The organism is Streptomyces sp. 5K101, assembly GCF_046506645.1.
In the GTDB taxonomy this organism is placed as follows: domain Bacteria; phylum Actinomycetota; class Actinomycetes; order Streptomycetales; family Streptomycetaceae; genus Streptomyces.
This window is the reverse complement of record NZ_JBKFFO010000005.1, coordinates 442,132-462,145: the sequence shown is the minus strand read 5'-3', so window position 1 is coordinate 462,145 and position 20,014 is coordinate 442,132. Positions and strand designations below refer to the sequence as shown.

18 protein-coding genes are annotated in these 20,014 nt (G+C 71.3%); 6 read left to right on the top strand and 12 right to left on the bottom strand.

Features of this window, described 5'->3' with window-relative positions:
* Positions 1–13: 13 nt before the first annotated feature.
* Genes ACLB9X_RS13080 through ACLB9X_RS13070 form a run of 3 tightly spaced genes read right to left on the bottom strand, consistent with a single transcriptional unit; the run spans position 14 to position 2,786 of the window.
* Positions 14–925: an ABC transporter ATP-binding protein gene (locus ACLB9X_RS13080; RefSeq protein ID WP_410360457.1), complete on the bottom strand. Its 912-nt coding sequence runs from the start codon at positions 923–925 to the stop codon at positions 14–16.
* Positions 922–1,824: an ABC transporter permease gene (locus ACLB9X_RS13075; RefSeq protein WP_410360456.1), complete on the bottom strand. Its 903-nt coding sequence runs from the start codon at positions 1,822–1,824 to the stop codon at positions 922–924. The genes ACLB9X_RS13080 and ACLB9X_RS13075 overlap by 4 nt, the downstream gene beginning before the upstream one ends.
* The gene (locus ACLB9X_RS13070; protein ID WP_410360547.1) at positions 1,821–2,786 is read right to left on the bottom strand and encodes an ABC transporter ATP-binding protein; all 966 of its coding nucleotides are present in this window, start codon (positions 2,784–2,786) and stop codon (positions 1,821–1,823) included. Before ACLB9X_RS13070 ends, ACLB9X_RS13075 begins: the two co-directional genes overlap by 4 nt.
* A 362-nt stretch (positions 2,787–3,148) precedes the next feature.
* On the opposite strand from ACLB9X_RS13070, the gene ACLB9X_RS13065 reads away from it, so the two are divergent.
* Positions 3,149–3,742: an RNA 2'-phosphotransferase gene (locus ACLB9X_RS13065; RefSeq protein WP_410360455.1), complete on the top strand. Its 594-nt coding sequence runs from the start codon at positions 3,149–3,151 to the stop codon at positions 3,740–3,742.
* 65 nt (positions 3,743–3,807) lie between these two features.
* Here ACLB9X_RS13065 and ACLB9X_RS13060 read toward each other — a convergent pair whose 3' ends face one another.
* Complete coding sequence (locus tag ACLB9X_RS13060; RefSeq protein ID WP_410360454.1) at positions 3,808–4,704, bottom strand: LLM class flavin-dependent oxidoreductase; 897 nt, start codon at positions 4,702–4,704, stop codon at positions 3,808–3,810.
* A 125-nt stretch (positions 4,705–4,829) separates the two neighbouring features.
* Between ACLB9X_RS13060 and ACLB9X_RS13055 the strand changes: the two genes are divergently transcribed.
* Positions 4,830–5,693: a Cof-type HAD-IIB family hydrolase gene (locus ACLB9X_RS13055; RefSeq protein ID WP_410360453.1), complete on the top strand. Its 864-nt coding sequence runs from the start codon at positions 4,830–4,832 to the stop codon at positions 5,691–5,693.
* A 69-nt stretch (positions 5,694–5,762) separates the two neighbouring features.
* On the opposite strand, the gene ACLB9X_RS13050 is transcribed toward ACLB9X_RS13055, so the two are convergent.
* The 4 genes from ACLB9X_RS13050 to ACLB9X_RS13035 all read right to left on the bottom strand — a co-directional run bounded on the left by ACLB9X_RS13050 (position 5,763) and on the right by ACLB9X_RS13035 (position 13,456).
* On the bottom strand, positions 5,763–6,761 hold the full coding sequence (locus tag ACLB9X_RS13050; RefSeq protein ID WP_410360546.1) for a peptidoglycan DD-metalloendopeptidase family protein: 999 nt from the start codon (positions 6,759–6,761) through the stop codon (positions 5,763–5,765).
* A gap of 560 nt (positions 6,762–7,321) precedes the next feature.
* Positions 7,322–10,912, bottom strand: coding sequence for a thiol reductant ABC exporter subunit CydD (cydD, locus tag ACLB9X_RS13045; protein ID WP_410360452.1), 3,591 nt, complete (start codon positions 10,910–10,912; stop codon positions 7,322–7,324).
* Positions 10,913–10,927: 15 nt separating this feature from the next.
* On the bottom strand, positions 10,928–11,929 hold the full coding sequence (gene cydB / locus ACLB9X_RS13040; RefSeq protein WP_410360451.1) for a cytochrome d ubiquinol oxidase subunit II: 1,002 nt from the start codon (positions 11,927–11,929) through the stop codon (positions 10,928–10,930).
* Between the two features lie 21 nt (positions 11,930–11,950).
* A complete protein-coding gene (locus ACLB9X_RS13035) occupies positions 11,951–13,456 on the bottom strand; it encodes a cytochrome ubiquinol oxidase subunit I (RefSeq protein ID WP_410360545.1) in 1,506 nt (501 codons plus the stop codon).
* Positions 13,457–13,647: 191 nt separating this feature from the next.
* Between ACLB9X_RS13035 and ACLB9X_RS13030 the strand changes: the two genes are divergently transcribed.
* On the top strand, positions 13,648–14,040 hold the full coding sequence (locus tag ACLB9X_RS13030; RefSeq protein ID WP_410360544.1) for a cyclophilin-like fold protein: 393 nt from the start codon (positions 13,648–13,650) through the stop codon (positions 14,038–14,040).
* A 53-nt stretch (positions 14,041–14,093) separates the two neighbouring features.
* On the opposite strand, the gene hisC is transcribed toward ACLB9X_RS13030, so the two are convergent.
* A complete protein-coding gene (hisC, locus tag ACLB9X_RS13025) occupies positions 14,094–15,173 on the bottom strand; it encodes a histidinol-phosphate transaminase (RefSeq protein ID WP_410360450.1) in 1,080 nt (359 codons plus the stop codon).
* Between the two features lie 359 nt (positions 15,174–15,532).
* On the opposite strand from hisC, the gene ACLB9X_RS13020 reads away from it, so the two are divergent.
* The 3 genes from ACLB9X_RS13020 (at position 15,533) to ACLB9X_RS13010 (ending at position 18,898) form a co-directional block, all read left to right on the top strand.
* Positions 15,533–16,645, top strand: a complete 1,113-nt coding sequence (locus ACLB9X_RS13020) for a LacI family DNA-binding transcriptional regulator (RefSeq protein WP_410360449.1) — start codon at positions 15,533–15,535, stop codon at positions 16,643–16,645.
* Between the two features lie 194 nt (positions 16,646–16,839).
* The gene (locus ACLB9X_RS13015) at positions 16,840–17,937 is read left to right on the top strand and encodes a metallophosphoesterase (RefSeq protein WP_410360543.1); all 1,098 of its coding nucleotides are present in this window, start codon (positions 16,840–16,842) and stop codon (positions 17,935–17,937) included.
* 148 nt (positions 17,938–18,085) lie between these two features.
* Positions 18,086–18,898 carry a hypothetical protein gene (locus ACLB9X_RS13010; protein WP_410360448.1) on the top strand — a complete coding sequence of 271 codons (813 nt, stop codon included), beginning with the start codon at positions 18,086–18,088 and terminating at the stop codon, positions 18,896–18,898.
* A gap of 163 nt (positions 18,899–19,061) precedes the next feature.
* Here the strand turns inward: ACLB9X_RS13010 and ACLB9X_RS13005 are convergent, their stop codons facing one another.
* From ACLB9X_RS13005 to ACLB9X_RS12995, 3 genes are read right to left on the bottom strand one after another with little or no spacing between them, the layout of a single operon-like run.
* The gene (locus tag ACLB9X_RS13005) at positions 19,062–19,190 is read right to left on the bottom strand and encodes a hypothetical protein (protein WP_410360447.1); all 129 of its coding nucleotides are present in this window, start codon (positions 19,188–19,190) and stop codon (positions 19,062–19,064) included.
* Between the two features lie 34 nt (positions 19,191–19,224).
* Positions 19,225–19,383 (bottom strand): hypothetical protein, encoded by a 159-nt coding sequence (locus ACLB9X_RS13000; protein ID WP_410360556.1) that lies wholly within the window; start codon positions 19,381–19,383, stop codon positions 19,225–19,227.
* A 5-nt stretch (positions 19,384–19,388) separates the two neighbouring features.
* Positions 19,389–19,913, bottom strand: a complete 525-nt coding sequence (locus ACLB9X_RS12995; RefSeq protein ID WP_410360446.1) for a DUF5994 family protein — start codon at positions 19,911–19,913, stop codon at positions 19,389–19,391.
* Between the last annotated feature and the right edge of the window lie 101 nt (positions 19,914–20,014).

The window sequence follows — 20,014 nt, the reverse complement described above, 5'->3', positions numbered from 1 at the left end:
GTCACAGCTCCTTTCAGGCCGCTACGAGGTAGGAGAAGACCGATTCGAGGGACTCGTCGGACGGCGAGACCGTGAGCAGCCGGATCCCGTGCTCCCGCGCGACCTTCGGCAGCAGCTCGGTGAACCGGCCGAAGTCGACGGCCTGGATGCGCAGCGCCCCCTCGGCGAGGTCGACCTCGATGCCGGCCGTGGACGGGTCGGCGATCAGCGCGGCGGCGAGCGCCCGGTCGTCGCTGGAGCGCACCAGGTAGCGGTGCGGGCGGTCCGTCATCAGGCGACGGATCCGGCGGAAGTCACCGCTGGCCGCGTGCCGCCCGGCGACGATCACCTCGATGTGGGAGGCCAGTTGCTCGACCTCCTCCAGGATGTGCGAGGAGAACAGCACGGTGCGGCCGTCCGCGCCCATGCGGCGCAGCAGGTCCATGAGCTGCATGCGCTGGCGCGGGTCCATGCCGTTGAACGGTTCGTCCAGCAGCAGCACCGACGGGTCGTGGACGAGCGCTGAGGCCATCTTCACGCGCTGCCGCATGCCCTTGCTGTACGTCGCGATCTTGCGGTCCTGGGCGTACTCCATCTCGACCGTGGCGAGCGCCCGCGCGGCCTCGCGGTCGCCCAGGCCGTGCAGTTCGGCGTTGGCGACGACGAACTCGCGGCCGGTGAGGAAGTCGTACATCGCCTCCCGCTCGGGGACGACGCCGATCTGCCGGTAGACCGACTCGTTGCGCCAGATCGGCCGGCCGTCGAGGGTGACGGTGCCGGTGGAGGGGGCCAGGAAGCCGCCCATCATGTTGATGAGGGTGGACTTTCCGGCGCCGTTGGGGCCGAGGAGACCGGTGACGCCGGGGCCGATCGCCATGGTGACGTCGTTGACGGCCACCACGTTGCCGAACCAGCGCGATGCGTGCTCGATGTTGACCGTTGTCACAGGCCGACCTTCCGGTAGCGGCGCATCAGCACGGCGTACGAGCCGGCGACGAGCGCGAGGACGACGAGGAGGTAGACGACGCCGGCGCCGGCGCCCGGGCCGTCGCCGCCCGGGAAGGCGGACGTGGCGCCGAGGAACGCGGTCTGCACCCCGTCGATGAGCGTGACCGGCGAGAACAGGCCCAGCCACGGGACGGCACCCGCCGAGCCGGTCTCCCAGGCGATGGCCTGGACCGTGGACACGGCGCCGTAGGTGATGGTCATTGTGGCGATGACGGCGGCGACGCCGAAGCCGCGGCGCGGAGTGAAGGCGGCGAGCACGAGGCCGATGCCGCCGAAGAGGACGGAGAGGAGAGCCACGGAGACCATGCCCTGGGCGAATCCCTTCGTCTGGTCGGCGAAGTCGAACTTCGCCAGGAGCGCGCCCAGATACAGGATGACCAGCGGCGTGGCGGTGAGGACGAAGAGCGCGGAGGCCATCGCCGCGAACTTGGCGACCACGTAGTCGACGCGCTCGATGGGACGCGAGAAGTACAGCGGGACCGACTTGAACCGCAGGTCGCGCGAGACGGACTGCGGTGCCTGTGCCGCCAGGAACAGGGCGATCAGCGCCTGCATGATGATCGCGAAGCGGGTGTACTCCACCGGCAGGTCCTTCATCGTGGGCACCGAGATCGCGACGGCCACCATGATCGCCGCCACGAGGCACATGATGCCCAGCAGGATCATCGGCAGGATTTTGGACTTGGCCGAGCGGCCGAGGCCGTACGCGCCGCGCAGCGACTGCGAGTAGAGCGAGCGGCGCGCGTAGGCGCGGCCGAGGCGGGGGCCGTCGTAGGTGCGGTACCCGATGTTGTGGATCCGCGTTGTCTCCGGGGCCCCGGGGGTCTGCGTGCTCACCGGGCCTGCACCTCCATGGGCCGGTCGGCCGTCTCCGGGCGGAAGACCTCCGCGATGTGGTGACGGCGCTGTTCCATCCGGACGAGACCGAGGCCGAGGTCGGCGACGGTGTCCCGGACGATGTCGTACGTCTCCTCGCCGGTCGCCTCCAGCAGCAGGATGTGGCCCGCTCCGGGCAGGCCCTCCTCCGTCCGCTCGTGCAGCGTGACACCGGCCGCGGCGAGCGCCGCCCGCAGCGCGGCGGTGCCGTCGGGGTGCGTCTCGGAGTCGGTGACCTCGACCGCGAGGGTGGCCGTGGTCTGCGTGAAGTCCTTGGTGGAGCTGGAGCGCAGCAGCGTGCCGCCGTCGATGACGACGACGTGGTCGCAGGTGCGCTCCAGCTCGCCGAGGAGGTGGGACGTGACCAGTACCGAGATGCCGAAGTCGGTGTGGACACGGCGGATCAGGCCGAGCATCTCGTCGCGGCCGACCGGGTCGAGTCCGTTCGTCGGCTCGTCGAGCAGAACGAGCTGCGGGTCGTGGACGAGGGCCTGTGCCAGCTTCACGCGCTGCTTCATGCCGGTCGAGTAACCGCCGATGGGGCGGTAGCGCTCCTCGTACAGGCCGACGTGGCGCAGCGTGTCGGCGGTGCGCTCGCGGGCGGCGGTCGGCGGCAGCCCCGACATGCGCGCCATGTGGACGACGAACTCGGTGGCCGAGACGTCGGGCGGCAGGCAGTCGTGCTCGGGCATGTAGCCGACGCGCTCGCGGATCTGCGCTCCGCTCGTGGCCACGTCGAGTCCGAGCACGGCGGCCCGGCCCTCGGTGGCGGGGGACAGACCCAGCAGGATCTTGATCAACGTGGACTTGCCGGCTCCGTTGGCGCCCACCAGGCCGGTCACACCGGGGCCGATGTCCAACGAGAGCCGGTCAAGCGCGGTCACCCTCGGGAACCGCTTGCTCAGGCTTTCGGTCGCGATCACAGTCACGCTTCGACGGTAGTGGCGTCCGCCACACCTGACGTCAGCCTCGCGTCCCGATTCGCGTCCGACCAGAGAGGTACGGACCCGTAGGGGCGGTGCGACCTGAGGAGACCCCGCCTCGGGGTCCCGGAGTTCTCCACAGGCCCCGCAGGCTCCTTGAGGACGTCGGACTCGCGCTGCAGGAGATACTGGACGACGAGGGCGTGATCAAGACGAGGCCCGTTCACATGGGGCGAATGCCATGCCCGTTGTCCACAGAATCGCCAATTCGCTTGTGGGTAAGTGCAGTTGGTTGTGGACCAAACATCCGAGGCGCAGATTTTTCAGTGGCGTGGCCGACATCCACGGGGCACGCTGAAGGAATGAACGCACGACCCGCGGGCGCCTCCCCGGACGACCGGCGCACCGTCAAGGTGTCGAAGTACCTCTCGAAGCATCTGAGGCACCAGCCGGAGCGGATCGGCATCACCCTCGACGCGAACGGCTGGGTACCGATCGACGAGCTGATGCGCGCGGCGGCGGAGCACGGCTTCCGCTTCACCCGCGCCGAGCTCGACCATGTCGTGGCCGTCAACGACAAGAGGCGCTTCACCATCGACGAAGGCCGCATCCGCGCCAACCAGGGCCACACCGTGGACGTCGATCTCGGGCTCCCGGCGGCCGAACCGCCCGAGTACCTGTACCACGGCACGGTGGCCCGCAGCCTGGACGCGATCCGCGCCGAGGGGCTGCGCCCGATGGACCGCCACGACGTCCACCTCTCGCCCGACCGGGAGACCGCCACGCGTGTCGGCGCGCGCCGAGGCCGCCCCGTGGTGCTGGCCGTGCACGCCGGCGCGCTGCACCGGGGAGGCCATGTCTTCCGGGTCAGCGCCAACGGCGTGTGGCTGACCGCCTCGGTGCCCCCGGAGTTCATCCGCTTCCCGGGTCTCCAGCGCCTCGAGCCCCGCCCCTGATCCGCCGGTGCGCGGCCCCGCAGCCGCTCCGGGACCGCGCCCGGGCCCCGCCACCCGCCGGTCAGCTAGCGGAGCTGTCCCAGGGCCTCGGTCGCGATCTGCTCGAAGACGGCCTGGTCGGCAGCGAAGACCGAGTCCGGGATGGGCGCGTGGATCACGATCTCGTCGAAGCCGAGCGCGAAGTGCCGGCCCGCGAAGTCGACGAACGCGTCCAGCGATTCCAGCGGCCGCCCCCGGTCGGGGGTGAACCCGGTCAGCAGGATCTTCTCCGGTTCGGCCCCGTCCCGGCCGACCTCGGCGCAGGCCTTCGACAGCTTGTCCATCTGCCCGCGGATGGCCTCGGTCGACTGCTCGGGCGTCCCCGTCTCGAACAGCTTCGGATCACCGGTCGTCACCCATGCCTGGCCGTGCGCGGCCGCGAGCCTCAGTCCGCGCGGCCCGGTGGCGGCGACGGCGAACGGCAGCCGCGGGCGCTGGACGCAGCCGGGGATGTTGCGCGCCTCGACCGCCGAGTAGAAGGCGCCCTCGTGAGTGACGGCCCCCTCCGTCAGCAGCCGGTCGAGCAGCGGCACGAACTCGGCGAACCGGTCGGCCCGCTCCCGCGGCGTCCACGCCTCCTGCCCCAGTGCCGTGGCGTCGAAGCCGACACCGCCCGCGCCGATACCGAGCGTGATCCGCCCGCCGGAGATGTCGTCCAGGGAGATCAGCTCCTTGGCGAGGGTCACCGGGTGGCGGAAGTTGGGGGACGTCACGAGCGTGCCCAGCCGCATTCGGTCCGTCGCGGCCGCGGCGGCGGTCAGCGTCGGCACGGCGCCGTACCAGGGCCCGTCCCGGAAGGTCCGCCACGAGAGGTGGTCATAGGTGTACGCGGCGTGGAACCCGAGCTGCTCGGCACGCAGCCACTGGTCGCGGCCGCCGTCGTGCCAGGGTCGGACGGGAAGGATCACGGTACTCAGACGCATGCATCGAGCGTACGGGGCCGCAAACGGAAGCCCCGCCCCGCGCAGATGCGAGCCTGCACACGCGCTCGGCTCTCAGATGTGCGCCCTCTCGCACGCCCGTGCACCCGGTACGGGAGAATGTCCCAGTGACCTCAGCTACCGATCCCCGCCACCTGCCCGCGACGCCCCGGCTGATCGCCACCGACCTCGACGGCACATTGCTGCGCGACGACAAGTCCGTCTCCGAGCGGACGATCGCCGCACTCGCCGCCGCCGAGGAGGCCGGGATCGAGGTCTTCTTCGTCACCGGCCGCCCGGCCCGCTGGATGGACGTCGTGAGCGACCACGTCCACGGCCACGGCCTCGCGATCTGCGCGAACGGCGCGGCCGTCGTGGATCTGCACGCCGGCGGGCGGCTGCTCGAGGTTCGTGACCTGCCGCGGGCGAACGCGCTCGCCGTGGTGACCGCCCTCCGGGCCGCGGCCCCCGGCACCTCGTTCGCCGTCGAGCTGACCACGGGCATCCACTACGAGCCGGACTACCCGCCCTTCCACCTCGACCCGGGCGCGACCGTCGCCGCCGCCGAGAAGCTGCTCCACGAACCGCAGCCGGGCGAGGGCGCCCCCGTGCTCAAGCTGCTGGCCCACCACTCCGAGCTGACTCCGGACGGGTTCCTGGCGCTGGCCCGCGCCGCCACCGCCGACCTCGCGTCCGTGACCCGGTCCAGCCCGACCGCGCTGCTGGAGATCAGCGGCCTGGGCGTGAGCAAGGCCAGCACCCTGGCCCTGTGCTGCGCGGAGCGCGGGATCTCGGCCGACGAAGTCGTGGCCTTCGGGGACATGCCCAACGACATGGAGATGCTGACCTGGGCCGGTACGTCGTACGCGATGGGCAACGCCCACCCGGACGTCGTCGCCGCCGCATCCGGGCGGACCGTCGCGAACAACGACGACGGCGTCGCTGTGATCATCGAGGAGATCCTCACCCGGCACGCCCGGGCGCGGAGCTGACCGGACACCCGCCCGGCCGGCGCCAGGTGCGCGGCGGCCGGGCTGCCGCTCGCGGGAGCGACGGCTGCGCTACACCGGGACGCCGTGCTCCCGCAGCCAGGCCATCGGATCGACTCCCGACCCCAGGTAGGGCGTGAGCCGCACCTCGAAGTGCAGGTGCGGCCCCGTCGAATTGCCCGTCGTGCCGGCCTGGCCGATCCACTGCCCGGTCCGCACCTGCTCGCCCTGGTCCACGGTGACCCCGGCCAGGTGCGCGTACTGCGAGTAGTACCCGCCGGGGTGCTCGACGACGATCTCGATGCCGAAGCCGCCGCCGCAGGACACCGAGACCACTCGGCCCGCCCCGATCGCACGCACCGGCGCGCCGATGCCCACGGCGAAGTCCTGCCCGGTGTGCCGCCGGGCCCAGCGCTCGCCGACGCTGTCGAACCCGGCGGACAGGCTGTAGTCCTCGACGGGGGTGACCCAATCCGGCCCCCCGTCGTGCAGCTCGGGCTGATCGAGGCGTACGGCACCCGCGCAGGCACCCGCCGCCACGCTGCGGTCGGCCTCGCTCTGCAGCTGCCACTGCGCGGTCTCCAGCTTCGCCTCGATGCCCTGCTTGATCGCCGCGAGCTCCGCGTTGCGCGTGGCGAGGCTCCGCCAGGCCGCTTGCGCCTTCTCCTCGGCCCGTCCGAGCTTGCGCTCCGCCCGCCGGGCGCGCTCCAGCAGCCGGTTCACCGCCCGCTCCGCCTGCGTCGCGAGACGGTAGCCGCGCAGCAGCGCGTCGGGGTTGTCGGCGAGCAGCAGCCGCGCCGTGTGGGCGAGGGAACCGCCCGTGCGGTACTGCTCGCGCGCGACATCGCCGATCGAGTCGTGGATGGCGCCCAGTTCGGCCCGCTGTTCCGCCAGTCTGGCCTGGAGGTCCTCTGCCGTGACGCGCTGCGCGTCCACCGCGCGCCTGCTCCGCTCGTAGTTCGCGGTGGCCTCGGCCGCATCGGCGAACAGCCGTGCCACTTCGACGGCGACGGGGGCCGAGGGCTGGTCGTGCTCCGCGGCGAGGGGCGCGGGCTGATCGAGTCCGGGCAGCGCGGGCTGGTCGGGGACCGGCGGCACGGGCGCGTCAGGGAGCGCGGGCGGGCCGTGAAGCGCGGGCGGGTCGGGGAGCCTGGGCACGTGCGGGCCATGGAGCGCGTGCGCCGGCACGTCGGGGAGCTCGGGCAGCCGCGGCACAGGCGGGCCGTGGAGCCCGGGCACTGGCGGGCCGAGAAGCGAGGGCGCGTCGGGGAGCATGGGCACGTGCGGGCCATGGAGCGCGGGCACGGGTTGGTCGGGGACCGGCGGCAGCGCGGGCGCGGTGGCCGACGGCTTCGGCTTCGGCTTCTCGGACGCCACGGCGGGTGCCGGCGCACCGAGGAGCGTGCACAGCACCACCGGAACGATCACCAGCCGGTCACGGTGTCTCAAGCACATTGGGCGATCGTCACCCGGTTCCGCCGCCGACGGCGACAGCAGTACGGCGCCATACGGCCACCTGGCCCAGCAGGCACCGCAACTCGGGCGACAGGCGCCCTCCGAACGGTCCTCCGGACCTACAGCGGTGCCTCCCGGAAGACCGTCGTGCCCGCGCCGCCCTTCCCGCGTCGCGGCTATTGAGCCGCGAAGGAGGCAGAAAGCCGGGAGCCATGGGTGTCGGCGGCCCGCTCCCGCTCCCGCATCGACCGGAACGGTCCCGCCACCAGGGTGAGTTCCTCGTACGGGCCGCGCTGCACGACGCGCCCCGCCTCCAGCACCACGACCTCGTCGACGGCCTCCAGGCCACGCAGGCGATGCGTGATCAGGACGGTCGCCGGCCCCTCGCCGCCGCGCCTCTCCGTGGCCGCGAGCAGGTCGGCAGTGAGCGCGTCGGCGGTCGCCAGGTCGAGATGCTCGGCCGGCTCGTCCAGAACGAGTACCGGGAAGTCCGCCAGCAGCGCCCGTGCCAGGGCGAGCCGTTGGCGCTGTCCGCCGGAGAGGCGGGCACCGTGTTCCCCGACGAGCGTGTCGAGCCCCTCGGGCAGCGCGTCGGCCCAGTCCAGCAGCCGGGCCTCGTCGAGCGCCCGCCTCAGGTCGTCCTCGGTGGCATCCGGGCGCGCGAGGCGCAGGTTCTCCCGCAGCGTGCTGTCGAAGATGTGGGCGTCCTGGGCGCACAGGCCCACGAGACGCCGTACCGCGTCCCCCTCCAGCGCCTCGGCGGGGACGCCGCCGAGCGTGTACGTCCCCGAGCCGGCGTCGAGGAAGCGGAGCAGCACCTGGGCGAGCGTGGTCTTCCCCGACCCGGAGGTGCCGACGACGGCCACCCGCCTGCCCGCCGTGAGCGTCAGGTCGACGCCGCTCAACGCGTCCGTCTCCTGCCCGGCGTACCGGGCACCGATCCCGCGCAGCTCCAGTGGGAAGGCGGTGGTCGGCGGTACGGCCGGGTGCGCCGGCTCGTGCACCGGTACGGGCGCGTCCAGCACCTCGTGCACCCGCTCGGCGCTGCGCTCGACCCGGCGGCGGTACTGCACGGCGAGCGGCAGCCCGGCGACGGTCTCGAAGGCCGCGAGCGGCGTGAGGACGACGACCGCCAGGCAGACGCCGGTGAGCCGGCCGTCGTGCACGGCCTGGATGCCGGTGAACGCCGCACCCACCACGGTCAGGCCGCAGATCAGCGACGAGAGTCCGCCGCCGAGTGCGGTGGCGGCCGCGCCGGTTGCGGCGATGCCTGTCAGGTCCTTGTCCGCGCCGCGGGCCGCCGCCAGCCGCCGCGGCAGGGCACCGGCAACAGTCAGTTCGGCCGTTCCGCGCAGCAGGTCGGCCACCGTGGCGGCGAGCACTCCGCGTGCCGGCGCGAGCTGCCGCTGGGTCCGGCGGGCGACGGCCCCGCTCAGCAGCGGCACGCCCACGCCTGCGGCCAGCAGGCCGGCGGCGAGGACGGCCCCGGCCTCGGGCAGGAGCCAGGCGGTGAAGCCGACGGAGGCCGCGCCGACGACGACGGCCGCGCCCGCGGGCAGCATCCAGCGCAGCCAGTAGTCCTGGAGGGCGTCCACGTCGGCGACCAGTCGCGCGAGCAGGTCCCCGCGCCGGGCCCGGCGCAGCCCTGCCGGCGCGATACGCTCCAGCCGCCGGTAGACCGCGACCCGCGTCTCGGCGAGCATGCGGAGCACCGCGTCGTGGGACACCAACCGCTCCGCGTACCGGAAGACCGCCCGTCCGATGCCGAAGGCACGCGTGGCCGTGACCGCCATCATCAGGTAGAGGACCGGCGGCTGTTCGGACGCCCGGGAGATCAGCCATCCGGACACGGCCATCAGCCCGACCGCCGATCCGAGCGCGAGGCTGCCGAGCAGCAGGGCCAGGGCGAGCCGGCCGCGCAGCCCGTCCGCCGCCGCACGGACCCTCAGCAGCGCGGACCGTTCGCCGACCGCACGGACCCTCAGCAACGCAGACCGTCCGTCGCCCGCGCCGGCGGCCCGTACACCGTCCGGCTCCGCGCCGGCACCCTCGTCCGGCCGTTCCGCCGCGGGAGTCCTCGCCGGAACGGCGGCACCGTGAGCCTCGGGCGACCCGCCGCAGGCGCGGGTGAGCGTGACCACCCGGTCCGCCACGGCCAGCAGGGCCGGGCGGTGGACCACGAGCAGGACCGTGCGTCCCTGCGCCAGCCGGCCCACGGCCTCGACGATGCCCGCCTCCGTCACGCCGTCGAGCGCGGCGGTCGGTTCGTCGAGCAACACCAGCGGCCGGTCGGCCAGGAACGCCCGGGCGAGCGCGAGCCGTTGCCGCTGTCCGGCGGAGAGCCCCGCGCCGTCCTCGCCGAGCACCGTGTCCGCACCCTGGGGCAGTGCGGCGACGAAGTCGTACGCCCCCGCCTCCCGCAGGGCGGCGTCCATCGCCTCGTCGTCCGCGTCCGGGCGCGCCAGCCGTACGTTCTCGGCGATCGTCCCGGCGAAGAGGTACGGACGCTGCGGCACCCAGGCGATCTGATGCCGCCAGAGCTCGGCGTCGACGGCGGCGAGGTCGGTGCCGCCGATCCGCACCCGTCCCTCGGCCGGTTCCACGAACCCCATCAGCACGTCCAGCAAGGTCGACTTGCCGACGCCGCTCTCGCCGACCAGGGCCACCGTCTCGCCGGGTTCCACCACCAGCGAGGCCGCGGCGGGAGCGGCCTCATCGCGCCCGGGACGGCGTACGGTCACCGCGTCGAACTCCAGCCGGAGCTCGTGCGGGACGGGCCCGCCGCCGCTGCGTCTGGGCTCGGTGCCGAGCACCTCGAAGATCTCCTCGACCGCGGCGAGACCCTCGGCCGCTGCGTGGTACTGCGCTCCCACCTGACGCAGCGGCAGATACGCCTCGGGGGCGAGGATCAGAATCACCAGGCCCGTGTACAGATCGAGTTCGCCGTGGACGAGCCGCATGCCGATGCTGACGGCCACCAGTGCCACCGACAGCGTGGCCAGCAGTTCCAGCGCGAACGACGACAGGAACGCGATCCGCAGCGTGCGGACCGTCGCCTGCCGGTACTGCGTGGTGATGGAGCGGATCGACTCCGCCTGCGCCTTGGCCCGTCCGAACACCTTGAGCGTCGGCAGCCCGGCCACGATGTCCAGGAAGTGCCCCGACAGCCGGGACAGCAACTGCCACTGACGGTCCATCCGGGACTGGGTGGCCCAGCCGATGAGCACCATGAACAGCGGGATCAGGGGCAGCGTCACCACGATGATCGCGGCGGAGACCCAGTCCTCGGTCACGATCCGGGCGAGCACGGCGACCGGGACGACAACCGCGAGTCCTAGCTGCGGAAGGTAGCGCGAGAAGTAGTCGTCCAGGGCGTCGATGCCACGCGTCGCCAGCGTGACCAGTGCACCGGTGCCGGCCCCGGCCCGGCCGGCGCCGCCCACCCGGCCCGGTCCCAGCTCGGCCGCCCGCGCCAGCAGCCGGCCGCGCAGCTCCGACTTGACCGCCGCGCTCGCCCGGTGGGCCGCCAGCTCGGTGAGCCAGTAGACGAGCGCTCGGCCGACCGCGACGGCCGCCAGCAGCATCAGCGGCGCCGACAGCCCCGACACGGTCAGCCCCTGCTGGAAGGCACCGACCACGACCTCGGCGACCAGCATCGCCTGCGCGATGACGAGCACCGCGCCGACGAGCCCGAGAACCACCACCGCGCCCAGGAAGAGGCGGGTGGCACGGGCGTACCGCAGGAGACGGGGGTCGATCGGTTTCACGTGAAACATCCCTCGCTAGTGGGAGTCGGCGAGGTGCTGCGTGCCGATCCGCTTGCGGAACACCCAGTACGTCCAGCCCTGGTAGAGCAGCACCAGCGGGGTGGCGACCGCCGCCAGCCAGGTCATGATCTTCAGGGTGTACGGGCTCGACGCGGCGTTGGTGACCGTCAGGCTCCAGGCGTCGTCGAGCGTGGAGGGCATCACGTTCGGGAAGAGCGTCAGGAACAGCATCGCCACGGCCGTCGCGATGGTCACTCCGGACAGCGCGAACGACCATCCTTCGCGCCTCGCCTTGATGGCCCCGAGCGCACCGACCAGCGCCGCGACGGCGACCACCATGGCGACCAGACTGGTGCTGTCACCTCGGGACGCCTGCGTCCAGGCCAGGAAGACCAGCGCCACGGCGGCGGTGACGAGCCCAAGCTTCAGCGCCAGCGCCCTGGCCCGCACCCGGATGTCCCCCACCGTCTTCAGCGCGGCGAAGACCGTGCCGTGGAAGGTGAACAGGGCGAGCGTCGTGAGCCCGCCCAGGAGCGCGTACGGGTTGAGCAGGTCGACGAGCCCGCCCACGTACTCCTTGTTCTCGTCGATCTTCACGCCGCGCACGATGTTGCCGAACGCCACGCCCCACAGCACGGCGGGCAGCAGCGACGTCCAGAAGATCGCGTGCTCCCAGTTGGTCTGCCAGCGCTCCTCGTCCCGCTTGTGCCGGTACTCGAAGGCGACACCGCGCACGATCAGGCAGACCAGGATCAGCAGCAACGGCAGGTAGAAGCCGGAGAAGAGCGTGGCGTACCAGTCCGGGAAGGCCGCGAAGGTCGCGCCGGCCGCGGTCAGCAGCCACACCTCGTTGCCGTCCCAGACGGGCCCGATGGTGTTGATCAGGACCCGGCGCTCCGCGCGGTCCCGGGCGAGCAGCTTCGTCAGGACACCGACACCGAAGTCGAAGCCCTCCAGGAAGAAGTAGCCGGTCCACAGAACGGCGATGAGGACGAACCAGACGTTGTGGAGTTCCATGCCTCAAGCTCCTCAGCGGTCTCAGTACGAGAAGGCCATCGGCCGGTCGGCGTCACGGTCGTGGCCGCCGATCCGGGTGGGCGGGTTGAGGTCGGTCTCCGTCAGCTCGGGCGGTCCCGCCTTGACGTACTTCGCGAGCAGCTTGACCTCGATCACGGCGAGCACCGCGTAGAGCAGGGTGAAGACGGTCATCGAGGTGATGACCTCCGCCTGGGAGACGCCGGGGGAGACCGCGTCCCGGGTCTGCATCACGCCGTAGACGACCCAGGGCTGCCGGCCCATCTCGGTGAAGATCCAGCCCCAGGAGTTGGCGATCAGCGGGAAGCCCATCGTCCAGAACGCCAGGTGCCAGTACAGCCGGGTGAGCCGTGTGCCGAGCGGCTGTCGCAGGAGTACCAGGTGCGGCACCTCGTCCTCCCCGGTCCGCAGGGCGGCCGGCAGCAGGAACTTCTTCCGGGTGAGCCACAGCCCCAGCAGGCCGAGGGAGAAGGACGCCATGCCGAAGCCGATCATCCAGCGGAAGCCCCAGTAGGCGACGGGGACGATGGGCTTGTAGTCACCGGGGCCGAACTTCTCCTGCAGCGCCTTGTTGGTGTCGTTGATGCCGGGCACGTACGAGTCGAAGTCGCTGTGGGCGAGGAAGGACAGCAGCCCGGGGATCTCCAGAGCGACCTTGTTGTGCCCCTTGTCGACGTCCCCGTAGGCGAACACGGAGAAGGGCGCCGGCTCCTCGCCGTCCCACAGTGCCTCGGCGGCGGCCATCTTCATCGGCTGCTGCTCGTACATGACCTTGCCGAGGGTGTCCCCGCTGACGGCGGTGAGCACGCCGCCGACCGCCAGGGTGACGAGGCCGAGCCGGAGCGAGGTCCGCATCACCGGGATGTGCTTCCTGCGCATCAGGTGGAAGGCGGCGATGCCGACCATGAAGGCGCCGCCGGTCAGGAAGGCCGCCGAGAAGCTGTGGAAGACCTGGTTGAGCGTGGTGTTCTGGGTCAGGACCAGCCAGAAGTCGGTCAGTTCGGCGCGGCCCTTCTCCTCGTTGATCCGGTAGCCGACGGGGTGCTGCATCCAGGAGTTGGCCGCGAGGATGAAGTACGCCGACAGCAGCGTGCCGATCGAGACCATCCAGATGCAGGCCAGGTGGACCTTCTTGGGCAGCTTGTCCCAGCCGAAGATCCACAGGCCGATGAACGTCGACTCGAAGAAGAACGCGATCAGCGCCTCGAAGGCGAGCGGCGCACCGAAGACGTCGCCGACGAAGCGCGAGTAGTCGGACCAGTTCATGCCGAACTGGAACTCCTGCACGATCCCGGTCACCACGCCCATGGCGATGTTGATCAGGAAGAGCTTCCCCCAGAACTTGGTGGCCCTGAGGTACTTCTCCTTCTCCGTCCGCACCCAGGCCGTCTGCAGTCCGGCCGTGAGCGCGGCGAGCGAGATCGTGAGGGGGACGAAGAGGAAGTGGTAGACGGTGGTGATGCCGAACTGCCAGCGCGCCAGAGTCTCGGGCGCCAGCGCCAGGTTCAGGTCCACGTCGTCTCTCCTTACATCGGCGTGGTCACCGTGGTGGCCCACCCATTCCCTTCCATACGGGATCAAGCCGGGCGAGCTTGTGAACGCGTTCACATTCACAAGCAATTATGGCTCAAACGAAATCCGCAGCGCCCACCGGGGGTCCCTCAAGGGGCCTCTTCCCAAAGTTTTCAACATATTGTTGAATTCTGGGCGTACAGATACGCATCTCCTGGCCCACCGGGCAGCTGACCGCCACGATCGACGAAACCCCCACGAGCAAGGCGCTCATGGGGGTTCTGCCGTTCACCGCAACGGCGCGGACCTGGGGGGAGGAGGTTTACTTCGAGACCCCGGTCTCCCCCGCTCCCGAGCCGGACGCGCGCCAGGTCGTCGAGCCGGGCACGGGCGCGTTCTGGACCGACGGCGACGCCCTGGCGCTGCCCTACGGACCGACGCCCATCTCCCGGGACGGAGAATGCCGTCTCGCGAGCCCGTGCAACGTCCTCGGCCGCATCGACGGCGACCCGCGCCGGCTCGCGTCCGTCCGCGACGGCGACCCGGTCCGGGTGGAACACGTCGCGACCGACCGGGCCTGACCCACTGGCCAGGCTGAGACCGAGGGCTCGCCCGGCTGATCCGGAAGAGAGACCTAGAGGGACGCGCGGAACGTCTCGGCGGTGTGCAGGAACAGGTCGTTGGCCTCGTCCTCACCGATCGTCACACGCACGCCCTCGCCCGCGAACGGCCGCACGACGACGCCCGCCTTCTCGCACGCGGCCGCGAAGTCGAGCGTGCGCTCGCCGAGCCGCAGCCAGATGAAGTTGGCCTGCGTCTCCGGGACCGTCCACCCCTGCTTCACCAGCGCCTCGTGGACGCGGGTGCGCTCGCACACCAGCGAGCCGACCCGGCCCAGCAGCTCGTCCTCCGCCCGCAGCGAGGCCACCGCCGCGTCCTGCGCGAGCTGCGAGACGCCGAACGGCACCGCCGTCTTGCGCAGGGCGGCGGCCACCGGCTCGTGGGCGATCGCGAAGCCGACCCGCAGTCCCGCGAGGCCGTACGCCTTGGAGAAGGTGCGCAGCACCGCCACATTGGGCCGGTCCCGGTAGATCTCGATGCCGTCCGGGACGTCCGCGTCGCGGATGAACTCGCGGTACGCCTCGTCCAGCACGACCAGCACGTCCGAGGGCACCCGGTCCAGGAAGCGCTCCAGCTCGGCCCGGCGCACCACGGTGCCGGTCGGGTTGTTGGGGTTGCAGACGAAGATCAGCCGGGTCCGGTCGGTGATCGCATCCGCCATGGCGTCGAGGTCGTGCACCTCACCCGCGGTCAGCGGCACCGGCACCGACGTCGCCCCGCTGATCTGCGTGATGATCGGGTACGCCTCGAAGGAGCGCCAGGCGTAGATCACCTCGTCGCCGGGGCCGGAGGTGGACTGGAGCAGCGACTGGGCGACGCCCACCGAGCCGGTGCCGGTCGCCAGATGGGTGGCGGGGACCCCGAACCGGTCGGCCAGCTCACTGATCAGACCGGTGCAGGCCATGTCGGGGTAGCGGTTGAAGTTCCGCGCCGCGGCCAGGGCGCTCTCCATGACGCCCGGCAGCGGCGGGTACGGGTTCTCGTTGGAGGAGAGCTTGAAGGCGACCGGGCCGTCGGCCGCCGCCGGCTTGCCGGGCTTGTACGTGGGGATGCCGTCCAGCTCGGCGCGCAGCTTGGGGCTCGTCTCGCTCACCGCAGGTCCTCCTCGATCATGCATGTTCGGTACCGCTCACCAATACTCCTCACCTTATGAGGATTCCTGGCCGCTGCGAATGGCCGCAGGCGAGGAAAAGGGGGAGCACGCCACCCTGGCGTACGCCGGTGGCGCGCGCCGTGGCGCGCGTCCCCCGTAGTGGTGAGTTGAGACCTCTTCGCAACCTGGCCCCTTCGACAGGCCCACGCGGCCGGATACCCGACACATTGAGCCACCCACCGCCAACTCCCTTGCTATCCAAGGAGTTTGAGGTCTAATGATCATGCAAAAACGTGCCTGTCAATGCCTGCATATGCGACCGGCCAGACCCACCACGCGAGCCCTACTATCGGCTCGCCATGACAGCAGCAGGGAAGCACCAGGTGAGCCGGACGGACACATCCCGCCGGGGCAGCCGGCAAGGCCGGGCGGGCATCCGGGACGTCGCCGCCGCAGCCGGAGTCTCCATCACGACTGTCTCCGACGCGCTCAACGGCAAGGGCAGGCTCCCGGACGCCACCCGCCGGCACGTCCGCGAGGTCGCCGACCGGCTGGGCTACCGCCCTTCCGCCGCGGCCCGCACGCTGAGGACCGGGAAATCCGGCTTAATCGGCCTGACCGTGACGACGTACGGGGATGAACCTTTCACCTTCACGGAATTCGCCTACTTCGCGGAGATGGCCAGAGCCGCCACGTCCGCCGCGCTCGCCCGCGGCTACGCGCTCGTCATCCTCCCCGCCACCTCTCGCCACGACGTCTGGTCGAACGTCGCCCTCGACGGCACCGTCGTCATCGACCCCTCCGACCACGACCCCGTCGTGACCGAGCTGGTGCGCCAGGGTCTGCCCGTCGTCTCCGACGGCCGCCCAGCCGGCACGCTCCCGGTCACCGCCTGGGTCGACAACGACCACGAAGCCGCCGTACTCGACCTGCTCGACCACCTCGCCGCCGCCGGCGCCCGCCGGATCGGCCTGCTCACGGGCACCACCACCGACACCTACACGCGACTGTCGACCACCGCGTACCTCAGCTGGTGCGAACGCGTCGGCCAGGACCCCGTCTACGAGTCCTATCCGGCGCACGACCCCTGCGCGGGCGCCGTCGCCGCCGACCGGCTGCTCGCCCGTCCCGACCGGCCCGACGCCGTCTACGGACTCTTCGACCCCAACGGCACCGACCTGCTGGCCGCGGCCCGGCGGTACGGCCTGCGCGTCCCCGACGACCTGCTGCTCGTGTGCTGCAGCGAGTCGACCGTGTACGCCACCACCGAGCCGCCGATCACCACGCTGTCGCTCAAGCCCCGCCGGATCGGCACGGCCGTGGTCCAGCTGCTGATCGACGCCATCGAGGGAATCGACGACGACCGGCCGGTCGAGCAGGTGATACCGACCGAACTGATCGTCAGGACATCCTCGCAGCGCCGACCCCCGCGCACGACGGTGAGCGCGCCACGGTCCCCGGCGAAGGACTAGCGGGGGCCGGCGGATCGTGGCCGGACACCCCCTGGCCCGCCCCAATTGGGGCGAAAACGTCAACGAACCAGGGGTGCGGAAGGATTCACCACCCCTGGTGCGTCACACACCGCCGGGCTCATTCCTATGATGGGCGAACGACACCGCGGACCACCCCGACCAGGCTGGGCCGAGAGGTGAACGGCGGCGCGACGGTGGTGGAGGGGTCGATGACTCAGGGGGCCGGTCAAGGACCCGTGGTGCGGACGGCAACGCTGCGCGATTTCCGCGTACCGCCCTACGCGCAGGTTCCCGTACAGTCGCAGTCCGTGGACCCCGGACAGGCGGGCCACCCCGGCAACGCGTTCCCCGAGGGCGAGCCGCCGGAGGGCTACACCCCCACCGAGCGCGACCTTCCCGTGATCACCCGCGGCGGACCGGGCGACACCGTCCAGGTACAGGTCGCCCTGGACGAGCGGCCGTCGCCCGACGGCCTCGGCCCGCTCTACGTCGTCGGCGACGTCCACGGCTACCTCGACGAGCTCGTCGCCGCTCTCACCGAGAAGGGCCTCATCGACTCCGAGGGCCGCTGGTCCGCGGGCAACTCCCGGCTCTGGTTCCTCGGCGACTTCACCGACCGCGGTCCCGACGGCATCGGCGTCATCGACCTGGTCATGCGGCTGTCCGCCGAGGCCGCGGCCGCCGGCGGCTACTGCAAGGCGCTCATGGGCAACCACGAGCTGCTGCTGATCGGCGCGAAGCGCTTCGGCGACACGCCCGTCAACTCCGGTGCGGGGACCGCCACCTTCCAGGCGGCCTGGCTCCTCAACGGCGGCCAGAAGTACGACATGGACCGGCTGCAGGAGGTCCACCTGCAGTGGATGGCCCGGCTCGACGCGATCGTGGAGGAGGACAGCCACCTGCTGCTCCACTCCGACACCACCGCCTACCTCGAATACGGCTCGACCATCGAGGACGTCAACGACGCGGTGCACGAGATCCTCACCCGTAATGACGCCGACGAGTGCTGGGACCTGTTCCGCAAGTTCACCAAGCGCTTCGCCTTCCGCGACGAAGGGGGCCCGCAGGCCGTGCGCGAACTGCTGTCCGCGTACGGCGGCACGCGCGTGGTGCACGGGCACAGCCCGATCCCGTACCTCCTCGGCGAGGTCGGCACCGAGGACGGCGAGGACGGCGAGCGCCCCGTCGTCGAGGGCCCCCATGTGTACGCGGACGATCTGGCCATCGCCATGGACGGCGGAGTGACCATGGCCGGAAAGCTCCTTGTCCAGCAACTCCCGCTGCCGAGCTGACCGGCACGGCGGCAGGCGATTTACGGAAACCCCCTGTCACGCCGTGCCGTAACCGCTCTACCATCGGCTTATCCGTAGCAGGCTCTCCTCCGTTTCCGCCCAACCGCCCGGCAACCACGGGCGATCCGGCCCTACGGAGCATCGGGGGATGCACATGAACAGCGCTCCGCACCTGCTGAACGAGGACCGCGCCGAGTACGAGCGGGTCCTCGACGGCGCACTGCGCGACGCCCGTGACCGTCCGGATCAGGCCGCCGCGGAAGCGCGCCTGAGCACCGAACAGCTGCGCACCATGGCCCTGGACGCGACGGCGCTGATCACCGCCTCGGCCGCCGCCGAGTACGCGCACTATGTGAAGGTCCGCGCGGAGACACGCGCGCTCGCCGCCGCTTCCATGCCCGGCTCCCTGCGCACGGCCCCGGCCGGCGAGGCGGCCCAGACCGGCGCCGGATTCGCGGCCGTCGTCGCCGTCCTGGCACCGCTCCTCGCGGGCACGGCGGCCGCGATCTTCCTGATCGTCGGCTACCTCCTCAAGATGCTGAGCCCCACCCCGTCCTTCGCCGACACCCTGGTCTTCACCGGCTGGGTCTTCGGGGCCCTCATGGCCGCCGCCATGCTGATGGCGGCGGTCGCGCTGCTGCTCACCGCCCTGCGCAACGGCGCCAGCCACGTCGCGGACGGGCGGCAGGAGGACGAGGTCCGAACGGCCAGGGACGCCTGGTGCGAGGCCCTGCGGGAGCGGGGCATCGTGCCCTTCCTCAGCGCCGCCCTGGCCGACCCGGCTGCCGCGTCGCCCCCCGCCGATCCCCCGCACCGCGCGAACCGCATCCCCAAGGTCGGCTACAGCGGGCCGGACTTCTCCAGTCCGGCCGAGGGCCGGGTCGCGGGCCGGCGTCCGACCTACACCAGCCCGGACTTCTCCAGCCCCGACTTCGGCGGCCCCGAGCACCAGCCGGACTGACCGCCGGCGTCCACCGGACCAGTGGTCACAGCCGCCGTACGACCTGGGCCTCCGCCCGCTCAACCACCGTCCGCCCGTGCTCTGCACGAGGGCCGGCTGGAACAGGGCGGGCGCGAGCGGGGCCCAGCGGTGCACCCGGTGCGGGCGCGGCAGGGACGGCTCGTCAGTCCGCGATGGGCAGGTAGACCCGGTTGCCCGCGGCGGCGAACTCCTTGGACTTCTCCGCCATGCCCGCCTCGATCTCCTCCTGGTTGCCGCCGTGCTGTCGGCGGATGTCCTGGGAGATCTTCATCGAGCAAGCTTCTCATCATGGATACCGGCCCCACTCATGGCCGGCGGCCTAGGCGTATGCGGAGGAACACGAGGCCGGCGACGAGCACCATCACCCCGATGATCAGCAGGTAGAACAGTCCCTCGGTCACCACTCCGATGATGCCCAGCACTATCGCCACGACGACCAGCACGAGAAAGAGGGCCATGGCCATTTGCATCACCTCATATCGCGGCGTTCCTGGCCCGTCTGCGGGTCTTCCGTGCCGATCGGGCGTGTCCGGCCGGTGCCGGTGTCGATGAGGATCTGCTCGGCCGTGGCGTTGCCGGCGCGGACGGCCTGGGCCATCGCTGCGCGTGCCGCGTCGGGAGTCGTGTCCGGTGGGATCACCAGCAGGGAGAAGTGGTCGCGCTCGCCTCGGGTGATGAGGACGGTGTCGTCACCGACCGGGAAGGAGTCGATGTGCACGACCAGGTCGTTGATGATCAGTCGTGTCGGTAGGTTTTCCCAGGCACTGGAGTCCAGGCCGACGCGCGTGACGGGTCCGAGGTACTCGGTCAGCGCGGTGATGAGGCTCGGCAGTTCGGCGCCGATTTCGCGGGAACGCGGCCACCATGCGCCGTCGAGAACTCCCTGACGGGCATGTGTCGTCTCCAGCCGCAGGAGGGCTGTTCCAGGTTTCACGGCATGGTGAATCGCGTCCGGCAGAAGCTTCGTTTCACGCGGGGTTTCGGCGTCGGACATGGTGTGCTCACCCGTCTTTAAAGTTCGGCATGCCCGCTGACCGCCTGGGAGGACGTTGGCGCGGCTGCCGGTTTCACCGTACTCCGTGTACCTATGTCCAG

Coding starts and splice junctions, on each gene's coding strand:
- ACLB9X_RS13065 (WP_410360455.1), top strand. CDS start 3,149: ATGAACGCACGACCCGCGGGCGCCTCCCCGGACGACCGGCGCACCGTC.
- ACLB9X_RS13060 (WP_410360454.1), bottom strand. CDS start 4,704: ATGCGTCTGAGTACCGTGATCCTTCCCGTCCGACCCTGGCACGACGGC.
- cydB (WP_410360451.1), bottom strand. CDS start 11,929: ATGGAACTCCACAACGTCTGGTTCGTCCTCATCGCCGTTCTGTGGACC.
- ACLB9X_RS13020 (WP_410360449.1), top strand. CDS start 15,533: ATGACAGCAGCAGGGAAGCACCAGGTGAGCCGGACGGACACATCCCGC.
- ACLB9X_RS13010 (WP_410360448.1), top strand. CDS start 18,086: ATGCACATGAACAGCGCTCCGCACCTGCTGAACGAGGACCGCGCCGAG.
- ACLB9X_RS13005 (WP_410360447.1), bottom strand. CDS start 19,190: ATGAAGATCTCCCAGGACATCCGCCGACAGCACGGCGGCAACCAGGAG.
- ACLB9X_RS13000 (WP_410360556.1), bottom strand. CDS start 19,383: ATGGCCATGGCCCTCTTTCTCGTGCTGGTCGTCGTGGCGATAGTGCTG.
- ACLB9X_RS12995 (WP_410360446.1), bottom strand. CDS start 19,913: ATGTCCGACGCCGAAACCCCGCGTGAAACGAAGCTTCTGCCGGACGCG.